Origin of the sequence: Streptomyces sp. NPDC050147, assembly GCF_040660195.1 — a bacterium.
In the GTDB taxonomy this organism is placed as follows: Bacteria; Actinomycetota; Actinomycetes; order Streptomycetales; family Streptomycetaceae; genus Streptomyces.
Map to the genome: position 1 here is coordinate 317,244 of NZ_JBFALJ010000003.1, position 18,177 is coordinate 335,420.

General features: G+C 69.5%; 17 protein-coding genes. 14 read left to right on the forward strand and 3 right to left on the reverse strand.

Going from position 1 to position 18,177, the window contains the following annotated elements:
- Positions 1 to 107 precede the first annotated feature (107 nt).
- Positions 108 to 656: a YciI family protein gene (locus AB0I94_RS08030; protein WP_363308585.1), complete on the forward strand. Its 549-nt coding sequence runs from the start codon at positions 108 to 110 to the stop codon at positions 654 to 656.
- Between the two features lie 58 nt (positions 657 to 714).
- Positions 715 to 1,866 (forward strand): GDSL-type esterase/lipase family protein, encoded by a 1,152-nt coding sequence (locus AB0I94_RS08035; RefSeq protein ID WP_363308586.1) that lies wholly within the window; start codon positions 715 to 717, stop codon positions 1,864 to 1,866.
- 158 nt (positions 1,867 to 2,024) lie between these two features.
- Here AB0I94_RS08035 and AB0I94_RS08040 read toward each other — a convergent pair whose 3' ends face one another.
- From AB0I94_RS08040 to AB0I94_RS08050, 3 genes are all read right to left on the reverse strand, one after another.
- A complete protein-coding gene (locus AB0I94_RS08040; RefSeq protein WP_363308587.1) occupies positions 2,025 to 2,237 on the reverse strand; it encodes a hypothetical protein in 213 nt (70 codons plus the stop codon).
- A 26-nt stretch (positions 2,238 to 2,263) separates the two neighbouring features.
- A complete protein-coding gene (locus AB0I94_RS08045) occupies positions 2,264 to 4,516 on the reverse strand; it encodes a peroxidase family protein (protein WP_363308588.1) in 2,253 nt (750 codons plus the stop codon).
- 110 nt (positions 4,517 to 4,626) lie between these two features.
- Positions 4,627 to 4,887 carry a hypothetical protein gene (locus AB0I94_RS08050; RefSeq protein ID WP_363308589.1) on the reverse strand — a complete coding sequence of 87 codons (261 nt, stop codon included), beginning with the start codon at positions 4,885 to 4,887 and terminating at the stop codon, positions 4,627 to 4,629.
- A gap of 237 nt (positions 4,888 to 5,124) precedes the next feature.
- Between AB0I94_RS08050 and AB0I94_RS08055 the strand changes: the two genes are divergently transcribed.
- From AB0I94_RS08055 to AB0I94_RS08110, 12 genes are all read left to right on the forward strand, one after another.
- Positions 5,125 to 5,733, forward strand: coding sequence for an LmbU family transcriptional regulator (locus tag AB0I94_RS08055; protein WP_363308590.1), 609 nt, complete (start codon positions 5,125 to 5,127; stop codon positions 5,731 to 5,733).
- Positions 5,734 to 6,225: 492 nt separating this feature from the next.
- Positions 6,226 to 7,233, forward strand: a complete 1,008-nt coding sequence (locus tag AB0I94_RS08060; RefSeq protein WP_363308591.1) for a ParB N-terminal domain-containing protein — start codon at positions 6,226 to 6,228, stop codon at positions 7,231 to 7,233.
- 226 nt (positions 7,234 to 7,459) lie between these two features.
- Positions 7,460 to 8,794 (forward strand): PLP-dependent aminotransferase family protein, encoded by a 1,335-nt coding sequence (locus AB0I94_RS08065; protein ID WP_363308592.1) that lies wholly within the window; start codon positions 7,460 to 7,462, stop codon positions 8,792 to 8,794.
- Positions 8,795 to 8,900: 106 nt separating this feature from the next.
- Positions 8,901 to 10,010, forward strand: coding sequence for a 3,5-dihydroxyphenylacetyl-CoA synthase DpgA (dpgA, locus tag AB0I94_RS08070; RefSeq protein ID WP_363308593.1), 1,110 nt, complete (start codon positions 8,901 to 8,903; stop codon positions 10,008 to 10,010).
- A gap of 14 nt (positions 10,011 to 10,024) precedes the next feature.
- Complete coding sequence (dpgB, locus tag AB0I94_RS08075) at positions 10,025 to 10,687, forward strand: enoyl-CoA-hydratase DpgB (protein WP_363308594.1); 663 nt, start codon at positions 10,025 to 10,027, stop codon at positions 10,685 to 10,687.
- Entirely contained in the window at positions 10,684 to 11,970 is a 1,287-nt protein-coding gene (gene dpgC / locus AB0I94_RS08080; RefSeq protein WP_363308595.1) for a (3,5-dihydroxyphenyl)acetyl-CoA 1,2-dioxygenase DpgC, read from the forward strand. The genes dpgB and dpgC overlap by 4 nt, the downstream gene beginning before the upstream one ends.
- A complete protein-coding gene (gene dpgD, locus AB0I94_RS08085) occupies positions 11,967 to 12,770 on the forward strand; it encodes an enoyl-CoA-hydratase DpgD (protein WP_363308596.1) in 804 nt (267 codons plus the stop codon). Before dpgC ends, dpgD begins: the two co-directional genes overlap by 4 nt.
- 24 nt (positions 12,771 to 12,794) lie before the next feature.
- A complete protein-coding gene (locus AB0I94_RS08090) occupies positions 12,795 to 13,598 on the forward strand; it encodes an alpha/beta hydrolase (protein ID WP_363308597.1) in 804 nt (267 codons plus the stop codon).
- A gap of 59 nt (positions 13,599 to 13,657) precedes the next feature.
- The gene (locus AB0I94_RS08095; protein WP_363308598.1) at positions 13,658 to 14,311 is read left to right on the forward strand and encodes a response regulator transcription factor; all 654 of its coding nucleotides are present in this window, start codon (positions 13,658 to 13,660) and stop codon (positions 14,309 to 14,311) included.
- 16 nt (positions 14,312 to 14,327) lie between these two features.
- A complete protein-coding gene (locus tag AB0I94_RS08100) occupies positions 14,328 to 15,608 on the forward strand; it encodes an ATP-binding protein (RefSeq protein ID WP_363308599.1) in 1,281 nt (426 codons plus the stop codon).
- 119 nt (positions 15,609 to 15,727) lie between these two features.
- On the forward strand, positions 15,728 to 15,973 hold the full coding sequence (locus AB0I94_RS08105) for an MbtH family protein (protein WP_363308727.1): 246 nt from the start codon (positions 15,728 to 15,730) through the stop codon (positions 15,971 to 15,973).
- A 55-nt stretch (positions 15,974 to 16,028) separates the two neighbouring features.
- Positions 16,029 to 18,161, forward strand: coding sequence for an ABC transporter ATP-binding protein (locus AB0I94_RS08110; RefSeq protein WP_363308728.1), 2,133 nt, complete (start codon positions 16,029 to 16,031; stop codon positions 18,159 to 18,161).
- The last annotated feature ends 16 nt before the right edge of the window (positions 18,162 to 18,177 follow it).

Here is an 18,177-nt window from a genome sequence, read left to right on the forward strand (position 1 = left end):
GACCGTCATCTACAGAAAGACGACTGATGAGGGCCGAGTCCTTGCCGCCATTCTCGCCGCCAGAATCCAGTTGAGATGGCGCCCTTGATGGGCAAGGGTCTGAGGTCATGGAGTTCTTCTGCTATCACCGTGATCGGCCCGGCTCCCTCGCCTTACGCGAGGAGTTGCTGGAGGAACACTGGTCCTACATGGATCAGTACGCCAAGGAGCTGATCGCTCGCGGCCCCACCTTCGCCGATGACGGGGAAACACCCACCGGCAGCGTGCACATCGTCGACCTGCCCGATCCCGCCGCCGCTCGCGCTTTCGCCTTCGGCGAGCCCAACTACCAGGCCGGCGCGTACCGGGACGTGTTGCTGCGCCGGTGGCGCAACCTGCTGGGGCGCACCATGTGGGATTTCCCGGGTGGCCGGACCGGTGGCAACCGGTACCTGGTGCTCGGCCTGGGCGAGGGCCCGGCCGCCGACCTCCGCCTGCCGCTCGACCGGGACGAGCTGGTCGCGTACGGGCCGCTGTTGTCCGACGACGGCGACACCTGGCTCGGTACGGCGGTGCTGCTGAGGGCCCCGGACCCGGACACGGCACGAGCCGTCCTGACTCCGGACCGGTACGCGGACATCGAGGTCCACGACTGGGAGTTCGGCGGTCGTCGATGAGCCACGGACCCACCGGTCTGACGTCATCTGCGGACCACATCGACCTGGGGCAGGAGCAGTGACGGTGGCGCTTCGGGCTGTTCCTCTGCTGGGCGGGCCGGTGGAGTTTCGGGGAGCGCTGGACCTGGAGACCACACAGGCAGGGGTGATGCCCCGCCGGTTGCCCGCGTGGACCAAGGAGCAGTACCAGGACCCGTCGGTCTACGGCGTGACCGTGATGCCTTCGGGGGTGAGGCTGGTGTTCCGCACTGACGCACGGGAATTGGAGTTTGAGGTCCTCACCTCCACCGGCCAGCTTGCCTCCGACCCCCATCCTCGCCCGACCGGGATGCTGGAGTTGCTGGTGGACGGCGTCTTGACCGGCCGTCAGCAGGCGCCGGTGGGCAACGTGCTGCGGATGGCGGGCCCCGGGGCCGTACAGCGACTAGTCCCGGGCGAGCCAGGGACCGTACGGTTCGCCGGGCTGCCGGCAGGCATGAAGAGCGTCGAGTTGTGGCTGCCACAACAGACCCCGACGGAACTGGTGGCACTGCGCGCTGACGGCGAGGTGTCGGCCCCACTGCCGGACGGGCGGCGCCGCTGGGTGCACCACGGCAGTTCCATCAGCCACTGCATCGAGGCTGACGGTCCCACTGGCACCTGGCCGGTGGTGGCGGCGGCGCTCGGAGGGGTGGAGGTGGTCAACCTCAGCCAGGCGGGAAACGCGCTGCTGGATCCCTATGTCGCCCGTACGATCCGTGATGCGCCCGCCGACCTGATCAGCCTCAAGGTGGGCATCAACATCGTGAGCCTGACCGCCTTCCGGCTGCGTACGTTCGGCCCGGCGGTCCACGGGTTCCTGGACACGATCCGGGATGGACACCCGGACGCCCCGCTGCTGTTGATCTCTCCGGTGAGCTGTCCGGCCCTGGAGGAGGCCCCCGGCCCGACCGTGACCGGGCCGGACGGGAGGCTCGCTGCCCTGGGCGACCCGGCTGACGTGGCCCGCGGTGCATTGTCGCTGGCGGTGGTCCGTGCCGAGCTGGCCCGGATAGTCGCGGCACGGCAGGCGTCTGATCCCCACCTCCACTATCTCGACGGACGCGAGCTGCTCGGCCCGGACGAGGCGGACGACCTGGCCGACGGCCTCCACCCGACCGCCGCCGCATACCGACGCATGGGCAAGCGCTTCGCAGCCCACGCTTTCGCGTCGGACGGTCCCTTCCCTTGAGCGAGCCGGGCTCCGCACAGCGCAGGCGTCTTCTGTTGCGCTGAAGCGGGAGTGCCGCTCCCATGGCCCCGGCTGAAGGGTGTACCCCGGCTCCGGTAGCAGTGCGGCTGAAGTTCCGGGCCCGGGGCGGCTCTTGAGCCCCTTGTACGGGGGCTACTTCACGGCTCCTGCGGCCAGGCCGCGGGTGAGGGAGCGCTGGAAGAGGAGAGCAGGTAGGTGCCGAAGGCGCTGTACGTGATGCCGACCAGGATGGTGTAGCCGAGCTTGCCGTCGTACAGGCCCATCTCCTTGAACAGGTAGTAGATGGGGTAGACGAGGCCTTCCTGTGGCAGGACGTTGACGCCGAGGAAGAGCGCCCCGAGCGGCGTCAAGTCCTCCTACCGCCGGGTTCAATGGACTACCGGTATCCGGTGGCGCACCCGGTGGTGTTGAGGTTGAAGTCGGACGGGGTGCTGTTGGCTCCGGGCAGGGTGCCGGTGAAGGAGACCCGGCGGGTCTGGCCGGGGGCCAGGGCGCCGTCCGAGCCGGGGCTCTGCAGGGCGACATCGGTGCCGTTCTGGATGGCCTCAGCGCCCTCCGACTGCTTGATCCGCTGGCCGTCGGCGTAGCGGAAGCGCACGGACCAGGCGGCGAGCGGCGTCCGCCCGGTGTTCTTGATCTTCATGGTGCCGGTGAACTCGCCGCCGGCCTTCGGCTCCGCCGCGTAGCTCACCCGGCAGGAACCGGCCGGCACCTCGCCGCGGGGGAAGAAGACCGTGCCGGGCATCTCGGGGCGCTTGATGTCGGTGTTGGCCGCGATGAGGTCGCCCAGGTCGTGACGGAAGTCGATGCCGTACTTCTTGGAGATCGCCTCCAGGGCGCTGGCCTGATTGCCGTAGAAGAACCGGTCGCCGTCGCGCAGCCGCCGGAACTCCCGCGCCCACATGGACCGCTGCAGCTCGCCGAACTCCGAGCCCTTCAGGTGCGGTTCCGACTGCATGCCCACGTAGGCGTCCACCCGGTCGACCGAGCCGTAGATCGCCTTGAGCCGGGCGGCGAGCGTGGTCCGCTTGGTGTAGCTGACGGTGGAGTGGTCGCGTGGGTCGTTGCGGTGGCCGACCTTGCTGCCGAAGAGGTTGGTGATATTGGTGAAGTCGGTGCTGTCCGGGTCGTTGATCTCGTTGCCGGGGGTGAGTTCCGGGTCCTTCGGGAAGGCGTCGGTGGCCTCGCCGGTGATGTCGGTGAACGACCGGGCGGGCGGGAGGCCGTAGGCCCGGCGCATGGAGTTGTACGACGGCATGCCGTGGTCGCGGCTGCGGGCCAGGTCGGTCGCGCCCAGGTCGAAGACGCACTTCGGGTCGGCGCTCTCCGGCCCGCATAGCACGCTGCGCAGCAGGTGGTCGATCGTCTCGTCGTTGCGGTACTGCGCCCGCTCCCCGATGGTCTGCAGCGTCGGGCCAAGACCCAGGCCCTTGACCAGCGATGGGTTGTCGCGGGTGTGCACCATGTCGACCTCGACGACCACCTTGCCGTCGTTGGTGAGGAAGGCGGGTAGGCCCGCGGCCCGGAACGCGTCCAGTTGGGCCGGCGTGTAGCGGTCGGCGGGCTGGGTGACGGAGAAGCCGCCGTGGATCATGCTGTGTGCCCGGTAGCCGGTGGCGGCGAACTCGTTGGACAGAGTGGTGTTCACCTTCGGGTCGTAGCCCCGGTAGCGCGGCAGATCGATCCCCATGGCGGGCAGGAACTCGCGGTAGGTGATGTATTGGATCTCGCTGATCACCACCCGCCGGGCGATCTGGAACCGCTCCTCTTCACTGAGCGACGCGGGCAGCGCGTCCACGATCCTGTTGTGCTCCCTGGCGAACAGCGTCTGGACCGCGGTCACCGCGATGTTGTTGTTCACCCGCACGTCCCCGGCGACCGCCGCGCTGGCCGGATCGGCGCGCAGCCGGCCGTCGATGTCCGTGGCAGGAGCGTTCGAGGCGTCGCCTCGCGCGTCCCGGCGGGGCAGGTAGCCGTCAGGCAGCAGCAGCTTCGCCCCGTTGTTGGCCACATCGCCGTCCGCCGGACCCTGCCGGAGCCAGTCAAGCCGGGTGTTCTTGGTGCCGTAGACGCCGGAGGCGTCGAGGTAGGAGCTCTGCATGTTGACCTGCTGGCGCGCGTTGGTCACGCCGGTGCCGTCGGCCGGCCTGGATCGTACGAACGGCAGATAGTGCTTGCCGGATATCAGCTCCAGCGGATCGCTTCCGTCGCCCTTCATGTCCTCCCGCTCGCCCTGCGGGTCACTGGCTTGCTCGCCCAGCCGCAGCGCGAAGGTGTGGTCGAGGAACTGCGCCCAGGCCCAGCCCCACTGGCTGACCTGGCGCTCGGAAAAGACGTTCACCGCGGGTACGTCATTGGCTCCCAGGACCTCCTCGTCGCCGAAGATCCGGTTGCTGGCGTAGCGAGGGTCGGGCCCGGCGACGGGGGCGCTGTGTCCGTCGGCGTAATTCGGGGCGGCTAAGCGCGCATACGGGCTGTCGGCCCGGCCCCAGTCCGGGTGCGCCCGATTGTTGCCACTGCCGTCCAGCGACTGGGTCTGCGGGCGTACGCCGTCCTTGGCGTCCGCCGCGCCGAGTGGCACGGTCAGCGCTGCCACCAGCCCGGCCCCCACCCACCACGCGCGTCTCATCTGTCGTCCCCTCCGTAGATGGCGGTCGAATGCCTCGCCAAGAATGCACGGAGCGCTGTCCAAGTGACAGAACCGACTGTTTGGACGGGTGGGGGCATGGCGGGTCCACGTCAACGGGCGTCGGGGATAAGCAGGTTGATGACCGTGAGCTGCTCGCCGCAGTTGGGGCACTCGTGGAAGGCGCCCAGGCCGGCGCCGGGTTCGGCCGCGTACGGGACCTCAGTCGGCTCCGGTGCCTCGGCGGCCCGCAGCTGCTGCGCCCGCCACCAACGGGCCCGGCAGCCAGGGGCGCAGAACCTGCGGGTCGGGTTCCGGCTGGTCCAGGCGAACTCTGCGTCGCATTCGGCGCAGCGCCGGGTAGCGGTGGCCATGGGGCCTCCTGTATCTGCTCGCGGGGCTGAGGGATCTGCGACCAGTAGACAGGGGAATGGGTAACTCCGTTGTAACACAGGGCCACATGGCAGGAAGGGGTGCTCCGCCGCTCGTTCGTCTGATCCTGTTACCTCGCCGAGACCACCCGAGGTGGAGGATGAGCGAGTGATCGAGGGGGCGATGAGTTGCGCACATCCGCAGGGCGAGCGGCGCGTGGGAGCGAGCAGGCGGCACAGTTGCCGGTCGAGGGCCGGGCGCGGCTCACACCGGACGCCCGGATGGCGCCCCGGCGCACCGGGCTGACGCTGTCCCCCGGTCTTCCGCTGGCGGAGTGGCGCCATATCGGCCGGCAGATATTCGTGGTATCGGATTCGTCGGCATGGTGGCTGGGTGACTGGCTGATATACGGCAGGAAAGAGTATCCCGACCGCTACCGCAAGGCGGTGGCCGACACCGGCCTCGACTACCAGACCCTGCGCAACTATGCCTGGGTCGCCGGTAAGTTCGAGCCTGCCCAGCGACATGCGCAGCTCAGTTTCCAGCACCATGCCGAGGTGGCCGGATGTCCTGCGGAGGAGCGGGAGGTCTGGCTGACCCGGGCCGAGCAGGGCGGCTGGTCGCGGAATGAGTTGCGCCGCCGGACCCGGACTCGGCGTGACTCCGGCGGAGGGGCACTTGCCCCGCAGATGCAACTCGATCTGCCGTCCGATCACCGGGTCCGCTGGGAGAGGGCTGCCGCGGCGGCAGGACTAGACCTACTGGAGTGGATTGTCCGTATGCTGGACGAGGCCGCCGGCGATCCCAGGGAATCTGCGGTCCTGCTCGATGCCTCTCTCGAAACCTGAAACTCCGTTTTCACCGTAGGGCGTTCGCCCGTTGTCCCGCCGGCGAGACAACGGAATCGCGCATTCTCTCCCCTGTTTCGTGCCAATTGCCGTCGGCTGCCAGAGGGGTTGCCAGCCGTGCGAATTCCGTCGGCAGTCGGCCGTACACACCCGTCGGGCCTGCGTCTATTCCCTTGTATACGGAGCCGTGGCCAACGTTCTCGGCCCCGCCTGAGACATCTGGCCGACCCCCTCTGAAGGGGCGTACGGTGTCCGGATTCCTGGCATCAGAACCGATGGACGGTGTTAGAGTCCGAAGCGGCTAACAGGGTCGTTATTCGGCCCGTGCGGTGGCATTGCGGGGGGAGAAATCCAATGCGCTCAGCCGTGGGGAAGATCCACAGTGGAAGCGACGCCGGTATCACCTGGTCCACACTCCTTTGGGGTACGCCTAACGCCATGCACCGCTGAGTGCGAGCTGGTTCGCAGGAGTTACCTCGAGAGGAGCTTGTGATGCAGTCTGGCCAGCCTCAGTTCGAACAAGAGATGGTAGTCGAAGCCGAGATCAGCTCATTGTCCGTCGCCGCTTCGCCGCGTAGTGCGGGTGAAGATCAGGACCATATACAGGCCTTGATGGAAGTGCGGATTCCGCTTCCTCCAGTGCTGGTGCACCGGCCGACCATGCGGGTGATCGACGGGGTGCACCGTTTACGGGCGGCGCAGCTTCGCGGTGATGAAAAGATCCCCGTAACGTACTTCGACGGAAGCGAATCCGACGCGTTCGTGCTCGCGGTGGAGTCGAACGTCGCGCATGGCCTGCCGCTGTCGATGGCGGACCGGAAGCAGGCGGCGGGCCGGATCATCACGACGCACCCGCAGTGGTCGGACCGGATGATCGCCATGACCACGGGTCTGTCGCCCGGCATCGTGTCCGAGATCCGCCGGCGGGCGGCCGGGGGCAACCTCATCGAGGGCAGCAGAATCGGCCAGGACGGGCGGGTCCGGCCGGTCAACATCGCTGCCGGGCGCGTGCTGGCCAGCAAGCTCATCCAGGAGAATCCCGGGCTGTCGTTGCGGCAGATCGCGCGTGAGGCCCGGATATCGCCCGAGACCGCCAGGGACGTCCGAAACCGGCTGCACCGCGGCGAGGACCCGCTGCCGAAGCCGCGCGTGCGGGCGCGTCCACGGCCCGATGCCGTGATCCCGGCAACGCCCGCCGAGCGGGGGAGGACCGAGCCGCCCGCGGTGACGAGCGATGGCGGGGCGATCAGCAGGTCGCGGATCGCGGAGCGGGTGGCGGCCGTGGACCGGCTGAAATCCGACCCCGCCCTGCGGTTCAGCGACACCGGACGTACGTTGCTGCGGCTATTCGGTTTCCTCACCCTCGCCGGTGCGGAGTGGCAGGCGATTATCGACAGCGTGCCCCCGCACTGCAAGGGGACGGTGACCGGCCTCGCCCGCGAGTGCGCGGGCGTCTGGGAGGAGATCGCCGCGCGCATGGATTATGAGGTTACGGCGTAGGGATAGTTGATCGCGGCTGCCCGACCGAGCCGTCCAAGTGGCGAATTCAGCTGGTTGGACGGGCTCGGTCCAGTCGCGTTTTCCTGTTCCCGCCCCATCATGATTTCCCTTGTCCAGGATTTCACCGCGTCCGGTTGGACGTCGTTGTCGAACGCTGGTGCACGTGTGATGCTGAAGCCTGAAACTCGCTTTCATTGAATTGTCAGGCAGCCTTTCGGGGGAGTCCATGATAACGCGGCAGCTTGCACCGGCGGATTTACTCAGGCAGGACCTTCACGACTCCCTCGCCGACCCGGTGCTGGACACGATGAACTTCCTCAACGAGATCACTTTCCGCTATCCAAATGCGATCTCCTTTGCCCCCGGCCGCCCGTACGACGGCTTCTTCGACACCGAGCAGGTCTTTACCTACATCCGCGGCTACCTCGACCACCTTGCCGCGCAGGGGAGTTCGCCGCAGGAGATCAGGACCGCCCTCTATCAGTACGGCCCGACCGCGGGCACCATCCGCGAGATCATCGCCGATTCGCTGCGGGCCGACGAGGACATCGACGTCCCGGCCGAGTCGCTGGTGGTCACCGTCGGCGCACAGGAGGCGATGCTCCTGGTGCTGCGGGCGCTGATGGCCGGCCCCGACGACGTGCTGCTGGTCTCCAGCCCCTGTTATGTGGGGATCACCGGCGCGGCCCGTCTCCTTGACATCGCCGTCTGTCCGGTCGAGGAACGCGAGGACGGGCTGCACCCCGACGACGTCGAGGCGGCGATCGAGGAGCAGTTGGCCCGCGGCCGCCGCCCGCGCGCCCTCTACGTGCTGCCCGACCACGCCAACCCGGCGGGCACCACCATGAGCGAGCCGGCCCGCCGGGCTCTCCTTCGCTCGGCCGGGCGGCACGGCCTCCTGATCGTGGAGGACAGCCCGTATCGGATGGTGAGCCCCGGCCCGCGGCTGCCGACGCTGAAGTCCCTCGACACCAGCCGCTCGGTGGTGCACCTGGGTTCCTTCTCCAAGACGGTCTTCCCCGGGGCTCGCGTCGGCTTCGTCGTCGCCGACCAGCGGGTCGACGACGGCGCCGGCGGTACGTCCTTGCTCGCAGCCGAACTCGCCAAGATCAAGAGCATGGTGACGGTGAACACCCCGTCGCTCAGCCAGGCCGCCGTGGCCGGCGCGCTGCTCGCCGCCGACGGCCGGCTCTCGGAGCTGAACGCCAAAGCCGCCGACTACTACGGCGACGCCATGGGAGCCATGCTCCGGCATCTCGGCGAGGCCCTGCCCGCCGACCGCCGTGCGGCGCTCGGGGTGCGGTGGAACGAGCCGGCCGGCGGGTTCTTCCTCAGCATGCGGGTCTCCTTCGCGGCGGACGAGGCCGCTCTGACCCGCTCCGCGCGCGAATTCGGAGTCATCTGGACGCCGATGCGGAACTTTTATCCTCACGGCGGCGGCCGGCACGGCATCCGCCTGTCCATCAGCTATCTGACGCCCGCGGAAATGAAAGAAGGCACCGCGCGGCTCGCCCGCTTCATAGCGGCGGAGAACTCCGGAACGGAAGGGGGAGGTACGTGACCAGCTACTCAGGACTGCTGCGCAGTAAGCCGCGTAGGTGGGGGTGGACGTTCCGGTGACCGCCATCCTTGAAAGCCCGCATTCCCCCCGGAAATCCGCACCGGTCGTGCCTCAGCCAGGCCTGACCGCGAGGCGGGAGTTCCTGCACCCGCGGATCATCGGAGTCGGTACGGCGGTGTCGCCCACCTCGTACAGCCAGCAGGAGGTGCTCGACGCCTTCGCGATCACCGACCCCCGGGTCCGTTCCGTCTTCCTCAACAGCGCCATCGAGCGCCGCCACCTCGCGCTCCCCGCCGTGGACGCCACCGGGGCCCGGATCGCGGAGCCGCAGGGCGACCTGCTCGCCAAGCACAAACAACTGGCCATCGAGATGGGCGCGGACGCGCTGCGCGCCTGCCTGAAGCGGGCCGGCGCCGACCTGGCCGACCTGCGCCACCTGTGCTGCGTGACCTCCACCGGCTTCCTCACCCCCGGGCTCAGCGCGCTGCTCATCCGGGAGCTGGGCATCGACCGGCACTGCAGCCGTTCCGACATCGTCGGCATGGGCTGCAACGCCGGGCTCAACGCCCTGGGCGTCGTCACCGGCTGGGCCGCGGCCCACCCCGGCGAACTCGCCGTCGTGCTGTGCACGGAGGCCTGCTCGGCGGCGTACGCGATGGACTCGACGATGCGCACGGCCGTCGTGAACAGCCTGTTCGGCGACGGCGCCGGCGCGGTCGCGCTGCTCGCGGGCGAACGGACCGGCGAACAGGCGGGCGCGGCAGAAGCCGAGGAGGGTCCGCGGCTGCTGAAGTTCGCCAGCTGCATCATCCCCGACGCCATCGGGGCCATGCGCTACGACTGGGACCGGGACCTCGCCCGCTTCAGCTTCTTCCTCGACCCGCAGATCCCGTACGTGGTCGGCGCCCACGCCGAGATCGTCGTGGACCGGCTGCTGGCCGGAACGGGCCTGCGGCGCAGCGACATCACCCACTGGCTGGTGCACTCGGGCGGCAAGAAGGTGATCGACGCGGTCGGCGTGAACCTCGGCCTGACCAGGTACGACGTGCGGCACACCACCAGCGTGCTGCGCGATTACGGAAACGTGTCCAGCGGCTCCTTCCTCTTCTCCTACGAACGGCTGCTGGACGAAGGCGTCACCGAACCAGGGGAGTACGGCGTGCTGATGACCATGGGGCCAGGCTCCACCCTCGAGACGGCACTGGTCCAGTGGTGAGGCGGGAGAGCGCCGTGAAAGAGGTATTGACGCTGACCGTGGACGGCACCGAGCCGATGTCGGCCGCCGCCGTCGCGGCCGTGCAGGAGGCCTGCGACCGGGCCGAGACACAGGGCGGCTCCGGCATCCTCACCATCCACGTCTCCGGTGCTCCCAGCGGCGACTGGACCAGCGGACTCGACGTGATGCTGGTCAGCAAGTGGGAGCGGGCGCTGCGCCGCCTTGAACGGCTCCCCGTCGCCACGGTCGCGGTCGCCGGCGGCGACTGTGGAGGGACGGCGCTCGACGTGTTCCTGGCCGCGGACGTCCGCGCGGCGACGCATGGCACCCGGCTGCTGATCCCCCGGGACGCCACCGCCACCTGGCCCGGCATGGCGGGCTACCGGCTCGTCGCGCTGGTCGGCACGGCGAGGATCCGCCGCGCCGTCCTCTTCGGCCTGCCGATCGAGGCTCCCGAGGCGCTGCGTCTTGGCATCGTGGATGAGATCGTCGACGAGCCCGCCGCCGCCACGGCGGCCGTCGCCGGACTTGCCAGCGGGCTGGCCGGCAAGGAGCTGGCGATCCGGCGGCAGTTGCTCTTCGACGCCGCGACGACGAGCTTCGAGGACGCGCTCGGCCCGCATCTGGCCGCCTGCGACCGGGCGCTGCGCGGCACGGCCCGACAGGAGGCGTCGTGACGGCACCCGACCAGCCGGACAGGGACGTCTGGCCGAGCCTTCGGGAGGCGGCGACCCGCGTGGAGGACCTGATCGCGGCGCTCCCCGACCCCGGTGCGCGCACGCACCCGCAGCGTGCGGAGCTCGCCGCAGCCAAGGACGCGGCCCGCGCGCTACGGGTGCACTACCTCGACACACACGCCGACGCCGTGTTCGAGCGGCTCGCCGACGGGCTGCGCATCGACGAGCTGGTGGCAGCCGCCGCGGACGCCTGCCCCGGCCTGGTGCCGACGGAGAAGCAGCTCGCCGCCGACCGCGGCCGCCGCCAGGCGGACAAGGAGGGCTGGGAGATAGACCAGGGCATCTTCTTGCGGGCGGTGCTGCGCTCCCCGCTGGCGGGCCCGCGGGTGCTGGACGCGATGCTGCGGCCGACGCCGCGCGCCCTGCGGCTGCTGCCGGAGTTCCGCCGCACCGGGGTGCTGCGCACCCGCTCTGTCCTGCTGGAACGGCGGGACGGCGCCGCGCATCTGACGATGTGCAGGGACGACTGCCTGAACGCCGAGGACGGTGAGCAGGTCGACGACATGGAGACCGCCGTGGACCTCGCGCTCCTTGACGAGGAGGTGCGCGTCGGCGTGCTGCGGGGCGGGGAGATGAGCCATCCCCGCTACCGCGGCAAGCGGGTGTTCAGCGCCGGCATCAACCTCAAGAGCCTGCATGCCGGCGGCATCTCGCTGACCGGCTTCCTGCTCCGCCGCGAACTCGGCTACCTCCGCAAGCTGGTCACCGGCCTGCTCACCGATCACACCGGGGCCTGGCATTCCCGTACGGTCGAAAAGCCCTGGATCGCGGCCGTCGACACCTTCGCCATCGGCGGCGGCATGCAGCTGCTGCTCGCCTGCGACCAGGTGCTCGCCGCGTCGGACGCCTATCTCACTCTGCCGGCCGCCCGCGAGGGCATCGTGCCGGGAGCCGCCAACTTCCGCCTCGGCCGGTACACCGGTCCGCGGATCTCCCGCCAGGTCATCCTGTCGGGGCGGCGGATCTGGGCGACCGAACCGGACGCCCGGCTGCTGATCGATGAGGTCGTGGAGCCCGGCGAGCTCGACACCGCCGTGGCTCGCGGCGTGGCACAGATGCAGAGCCCGGCGGTCGTCGCGAACCGCAGAATGCTGAACGCCGTCGAGGAGCCGCCGGAGGAATTCCGCCGGTACATGGCCGAGTTCGCGCTGCAGCAGGCGCTGCGCCTGTACGGCGAGGACGTCATCGACAAGGTCGGCCGCTTCGCGGGGCGCGAAGGATGAGCGACGCCGGCCCCCGGGTGCGGTGCGAGACGCGCGACCACGTCGCCTACGTCACGCTCGACCGCCCCGACTTACTGAACGCGATGGACCTGCGCATGCACGAGGAGCTCGGCGCGGTCTGGGACTACGTCGAGGCCGACGACGAGGTACGCGTCGCCGTACTCACCGGGGCCGGCGAGCGCGCCTTCAGCGTCGGACAGGACCTCAAGGAGCGCGCCCGGCTGAACGCCGGGGGCGCTCCGCCGACCACCTTCGGCAGCCGCGGCCAGACCGGCTGGCCGCGGCTCACCGACCGCTTCACGCTGTCCAAGCCGGTGCTCGCCCGGGTCCAGGGCTACGCCCTCGGCGGCGGGTTCGAACTCGCCCTGGCCTGCGACCTGATCATCGCGTCCGAGCGGGCCGTGTTCGGCCTGCCCGAGGCGCGGCTCGGGCTGATCCCCGGGGCCGGCGGCGCGTTCCGGCTGATCCGGCAGCTGCCGCAGAAGGTCGCGCTCGGACACCTGCTGACCGGCCGCAACCTGGACGCCGCCGCGGCGCTGCGGTACGGCCTGGTCAACGAGGTCGTACCGCCCGCCCGCCTTGACGACTGCGTCGCCCAGTGGACGCGGGATCTGGTGCGCAGTGCCCCGCTCTCGGTCCGGGCGATCAAGCAGGCCGCCCTGGCGTCGGTAGACATGCCGCTCCCGGACGCGTTCACCGCCACGTACAGCTGGGAGGAGCGCCGCAGGCACAGTGCGGATGTGGCGGAAGGGGTCAAGGCCTTCACGGAGAAGCGCGACCCCGTCTGGACCGGTAAGTGAGCGGAGAGCAAAGGGGGATGGCCGATGCCGGTGGTGCCTGTCAACGGGATCAAGCTGAGCTACGACGACCACGGCTCCGGAGAGCCGGTGGTGATGGTCACCGGAACCGCCGCGCCCGGGCGGATTTGGCGCACCCACCAGGTACCGGCCCTGAAGGCGGCCGGCTACCGGGTCGTCACCGTCGACAACCGGGGCATCCCGCCGACCGACGCCGGACCGCAGTCATACACCGTCGACGACATGGCGGCTGATGTCGCCGGACTCATCGAGCACCTGGGCGCGGGCCCGTGCCGGGTCGTCGGCTTCTCCCTGGGCGGCATCATCGTCGCCGAACTGCTGCTGGCCCGCCCCGAGCTCGTCCGGCAGGCCGTGCTGATCGCCTCCTGCGGCCGGGCGGACGCGCTGATCGCAGCCATGGCGGCCGCCGACCTGGCCCTGGCCGACAGCGGCGGCGCCCTGCCGCCGGCGTACGCGGCCTATGCGCAGGCCATCCAGAACCTGTCGCCGGAAACCCTCAACGACGAGGAGCGGCTGCGGGACTGGCTGGCCGTCTTCGAGCTGTCCGGGGCCGCCCCGGGCTCGGTCCGCGACCAGCTGGGCCTGCAGCTGATCGGCGACCGGCTGCCCGCCTACCGCCGGATCGGCGTGCCCTGCCACGTCATCGGCTTCGCCGACGACCTCGTCGCCCGCCCGCACCTGGTCCGTGAGGTCGCGACGGCGATCCCCGGCGCCGGTTACACCGAAATCTCCGGCTGCGGCCACTTCGGCTGCCTGGAAAAGCCCGACGCGGTGAACGAGGCGATGACCGGATTCTTCACGCCCAGCTGACGTATCCGAGCGATAGCGTTATCGGCTGAAGGCGACCGGTCTGCGCTAGGGGTGGGGCGATGAGAGTGCTGGTGGTTGAGGATCATGCCGTGCTGGCGGAATCGGTGGCACGGGTATTACGCCGCGAAGGAATGGCCGTCGATGTCGTACACGACGGCGAACGCGCCCTGGAGAGCACCTCCGTCGTCGACTACGACGTCGTCGTGCTCGACCGGGACCTCCCCGGAATCCACGGCGACGACGTCTGCGGCACGCTGGCCGGACAGCCGCAGCAACCCCGTGTGCTGATGCTGACCGCCTCCGGCACGATGGCCGAGCGGGTGGACGGGCTGAATCTGGGCGCGGACGACTATCTGCCCAAGCCCTTCGCCTACCCGGAGCTCATCGCCCGGATCCGCGCCATCTCCCGGCGCCCGCAGCAGGCGCTCGCGCCCATCCTCACCCACGACGACCTGCGGCTCGACCCGGCCAAGCGGCTCGCCACCCGCGGCGGCGAGCGGCTGCCCCTCAACCCCAAAGAGCTGGCGGTCCTCGAGTACCTCATGGCCGCCGAGGGGCGGGTGGTACCGACCGAGGAGCTGCTTGAGCGGGTGTGGGACGACGCGACGGACCCGTTCACCAACACCGTCAAGACGACGATCAACCGGCTGCGCGCGAAGCTGGGGTCCCCGCCCGTGATCGAGACGGTACCCCGGGGCGGGTACCGGATCTGACCGGATCTGAGGTGTCATGCGCTCGTTCCCGCTGACCGCGACCTACCTCACCCGCGCCCGGGCCGCCGCGCTGCTGCGGCCCCGGCGGGTACGCATGCGCCTCACCCTGCTGTACGGCGGGCTGTTCGTCCTGTCCGGTGCGGTGCTGCTGACCATCACCTATTTGCTGGTGGCCGGTTCCACCGGCGGACCGGTCCTGGTCAAGGGCGTAGAGGAGTCGGCGGAGTCGGGAGGGCCACCACGGCGGAGCCGGTTCGTCGGCGACGGCCAGCCGGCTCCGACCAGCCAGCTCACGAAGGGGCTGGAGCAGCAGGCCGCCCGCACCCACGAGGAAATGATGAACCGGCTGCTGCTCGAGTCGGCGATCGCGCTCGCGATCACGGCGGTGATCGCGATCTGGCTCGGCTGGGTCGTTGCCGGCCGGGTGCTGCGGCCACTGCGCTCCATGACCACCGCCATCCAGCAGATCACGGCACGCAATGTCCACGAGCGGCTGGGCGTCGACGGCCCGCGCGATGAGCTGAAGGACCTCGCCGACACGGTGGACGGACTGCTCGGCCGGCTGGAGACGGCGCTGGACTCCCATAAACGCTTCGTCGCCAACGCCGCGCACGAACTGCGCACCCCGCTCACGCTGGAGCACGCGCTGCTGGAGGAGTCCCTCATCGACGGCGACCCCACGGTGGAATCCTTCCGCGGCAACTTCGAGCGGCTGCTGGCGATCAGCAAGCAGCAGGGCCGGCTCCTTGAGTCGCTGCTGTTCCTGGCCACCAGCGAGCGCGGCCTCGAGGAGCCGGAGCCGCTGGAGCTGGCGCACCTCGCCGACGAGATCGTACGTACCTTCCGCCCGGCCGCCGAACGGCGCGGCCTGCGGCTCGTCGCCGATGTCGGGCCCGCCGCCCTGCACGGCGACCCAGCGCTGGTGGAACGGCTGCTTGCCAACCTCCTCGACAACGCGATCGACTACAACTGCCCCGACGGGCAGGTGGAGATCACCATCGGCACCCGCTCCGGCCGGGCCTTCGTCCGGGTCGCCAACACCGGCCCGCAGGTTCCTGCGGACCAGGTCGACCGGCTGTTCAACCCCTTCCAGCGGATGCGCCGCAACGCCGACGACGGCCACCACGGCCTCGGCCTGTCCATCGTCCGCTCCATCGCCACCGCACACGACGCCGAACTCACGGCGCAGGACCGTCCGGACGGCGGCCTGGTCGTGCAGGTGGCCTTTCCCGCACAGCGCAAGTTCACCGGCGCTGCGACGAGAGCGGTGACAAGAAAGGCTGACAAGTCCAAATAGCGTGTCCAAGTGTCGAGAATAAGCGGTTGGACAGGGCTGTCAAATTACACTGCTTGTCGTCTACCAAGGGCCTGATTATTGTTGGCCACGCCCAGGTGAACCCATTGACGGGAGTGGTCATGGCGAATCCCTTTGACGACGAGAACGGCTCCTTTCTGGTGCTGGTGAACGACGAAAACCAACATTCTCTCTGGCCCGCATTTGCCGAGGTGCCGGACGGCTGGAAGGTCGTTTTCGGCGCAGGAATGCGAGCGGCCTGCATGTCGTACATCGAGGAGAACTGGACGGACATGCGCCCCAGGAGCCTCGCCGAGGCGATGGACGCGGCCGACGGCGAGAAGGCCACGGCCGAATCCGTCAACTGACCGAAGACCGACCGGACGGCGAGACGACGGGACAGAGGTGGTAGCTGTGGCCATGATGGGTGGCCCAGGACCGGTGATCGTACGGGGGGACGGACCCGATCCGTCCATCGGGAAACAAGAGGTCAGGCCCGGCACCGCTAAACGAATATTCCCGTACGCCAGGCGACACCGCCGCCTTGTAGCGGGCCTGCTGGCGGCGACAACACTGAACGCCGGCATCGCCGTTGCCATTCCGGTGATGTTCAAATACCTCATCGACAACGGAATTCTCAAGAACAACACCTCGGCTGTTGTATGGATAGCCGTGGCCGTCGCCGGATTATCCCTCGTGGCCGGCCTGTTGGGATTCGTGGAGGCCTGGGTGTCCGCCCGGGTCAGCGAGGGGCTCATCTACGACCTGCGGACCGAGGTCTTCGACCACGTACAGCGGCAGCCGCTGGCCTTCTTCACCCGGGCCCAGACCGGAGCGCTGGTCAGCCGGCTCAACACCGACGTGATGGGCGCACAAGCTGCGCTCACGTCGCTGCTCTCCACCGTCGTCTCCGCCGCGCTCACCCTCACCTTCATCCTGATCACGATGATCTACCTGTCGTGGGTCATCACGGTGATCGCCCTGCTGCTGGCCCCGTTCTTCGTGGTGCCCGGCCGCGTCATCGGCCGCCGGATGCAGCGGCTCATGCGCCGGCACATGCAGATCAACGCCGAAATGGGGTCGATGATGCATGAGCGGTTCAACGTCACCGGAGCCCTCCTCGCCAAGCTCTACGGCCGCCCCGGCCGGGAGTCGGCCGAGTTCTCCGGCCTGGCGGGCAGAAGCCGCGACGTGGGTGTGCAGACCTCCGTCCACATGAAACTGCTCTTCCTCTCCACCATGCTGGTCAGCTCGCTGGCCACGGCGGCGGTGTACGGGGTCGGCGGCCGGCTGGTCATCGACAGCACCCTCCAGATGGGCACCCTGGTGGCGCTGGCCACCCTGCTCACCCGGCTGATGCAGCCGATCGGCCAGCTCTCCAACGCCCAGGCGGACGTGATGAATACGCTGGTCAGCTTTGACCGGCTGTTCGAGGTACTGGACCTGAAGCCGCTGATCGCAGAGAAGCCGGACGCGGTGGCGCTCCCGGCGGCGAGCGGGGCCGGGAACAAGGCCGGCGGCAAGCAGCCGCCCGCGGTGTCGATCGAGTTCGACAACGTGTCGTTCCGCTATCCCAAGGCGGCCGACGTCTCGCTCGCCTCCCTCGAATCGATCGCGCTGCCGATGCCGGAGCGGGCCGGCGACGCCTGGACCCTGCGCGATCTCACCTTCACCGCACCGGCCGGCAAGCTCACCGCGCTGGTCGGCCGCTCGGGAGCAGGCAAGACCACCATCACGCACCTGGTGCCGCGCCTGTACGACCCGGGCGCGGGAACGGTGCGCATCGGCGGCCACGACGTGCGCGACCTGACCCTGGAGTCGGTGCTTGACACCGTCGGCATGGTCACCCAGGACGCGCACCTCTTCCACACCACGATCCGCCAGAACCTCACGTACGCCCGCCCGGACGCCACCGAGCAGGACCTGACCGACGCCTGCAAGGCCGCGCAGATCTGGGAGCTGATCGAATCGCTTCCGGACGGCTTCGACACCGTGGTCGGCGACCGCGGCTACCGGCTCTCCGGCGGCGAGAAGCAGCGCATCGCCATGGCGAGGCTGCTGCTCAAGGCCCCGCCCGTCGTCGTTCTCGACGAGGCCACCGCGCACCTCGACTCGGAGTCCGAGGCAGCGGTGCAACAGGCGCTCAAGACCGCGCTGAAGGGGCGTACCTCCCTGGTCATCGCCCACCGGCTGGCAACGATCCGCGACGCGGACCAGATCCTGGTGATCGACGAGGGCCGGGTCCAGGAGTCAGGCACCCACGAGGAACTGCTCGAACAGGGCGGCCTGTACGCCGAGCTCTACCGGACGCAGTTCGCCGGCCAGTCGAAGAACGGATCGTCGGCGCCGCGACCGGAGCCGGTGCACGCGGGCGGGCCCGGACCGGGACCTGGTGGCCGTGGTCCGGTGCGGATCGGGATGGGACCAGAGCCCGGGATGGGACCAGGGCCGGGGATGGGACCAGGGCCGGGCATGGGACCGGGCCCCGGCGGGCCCGGAGGCGGCGGTCCCTTCTTCCACCAGGGGCCCCCGCCACCGCCGCCGGAGCACCGCTAGCTCCGTACGCCCAGCG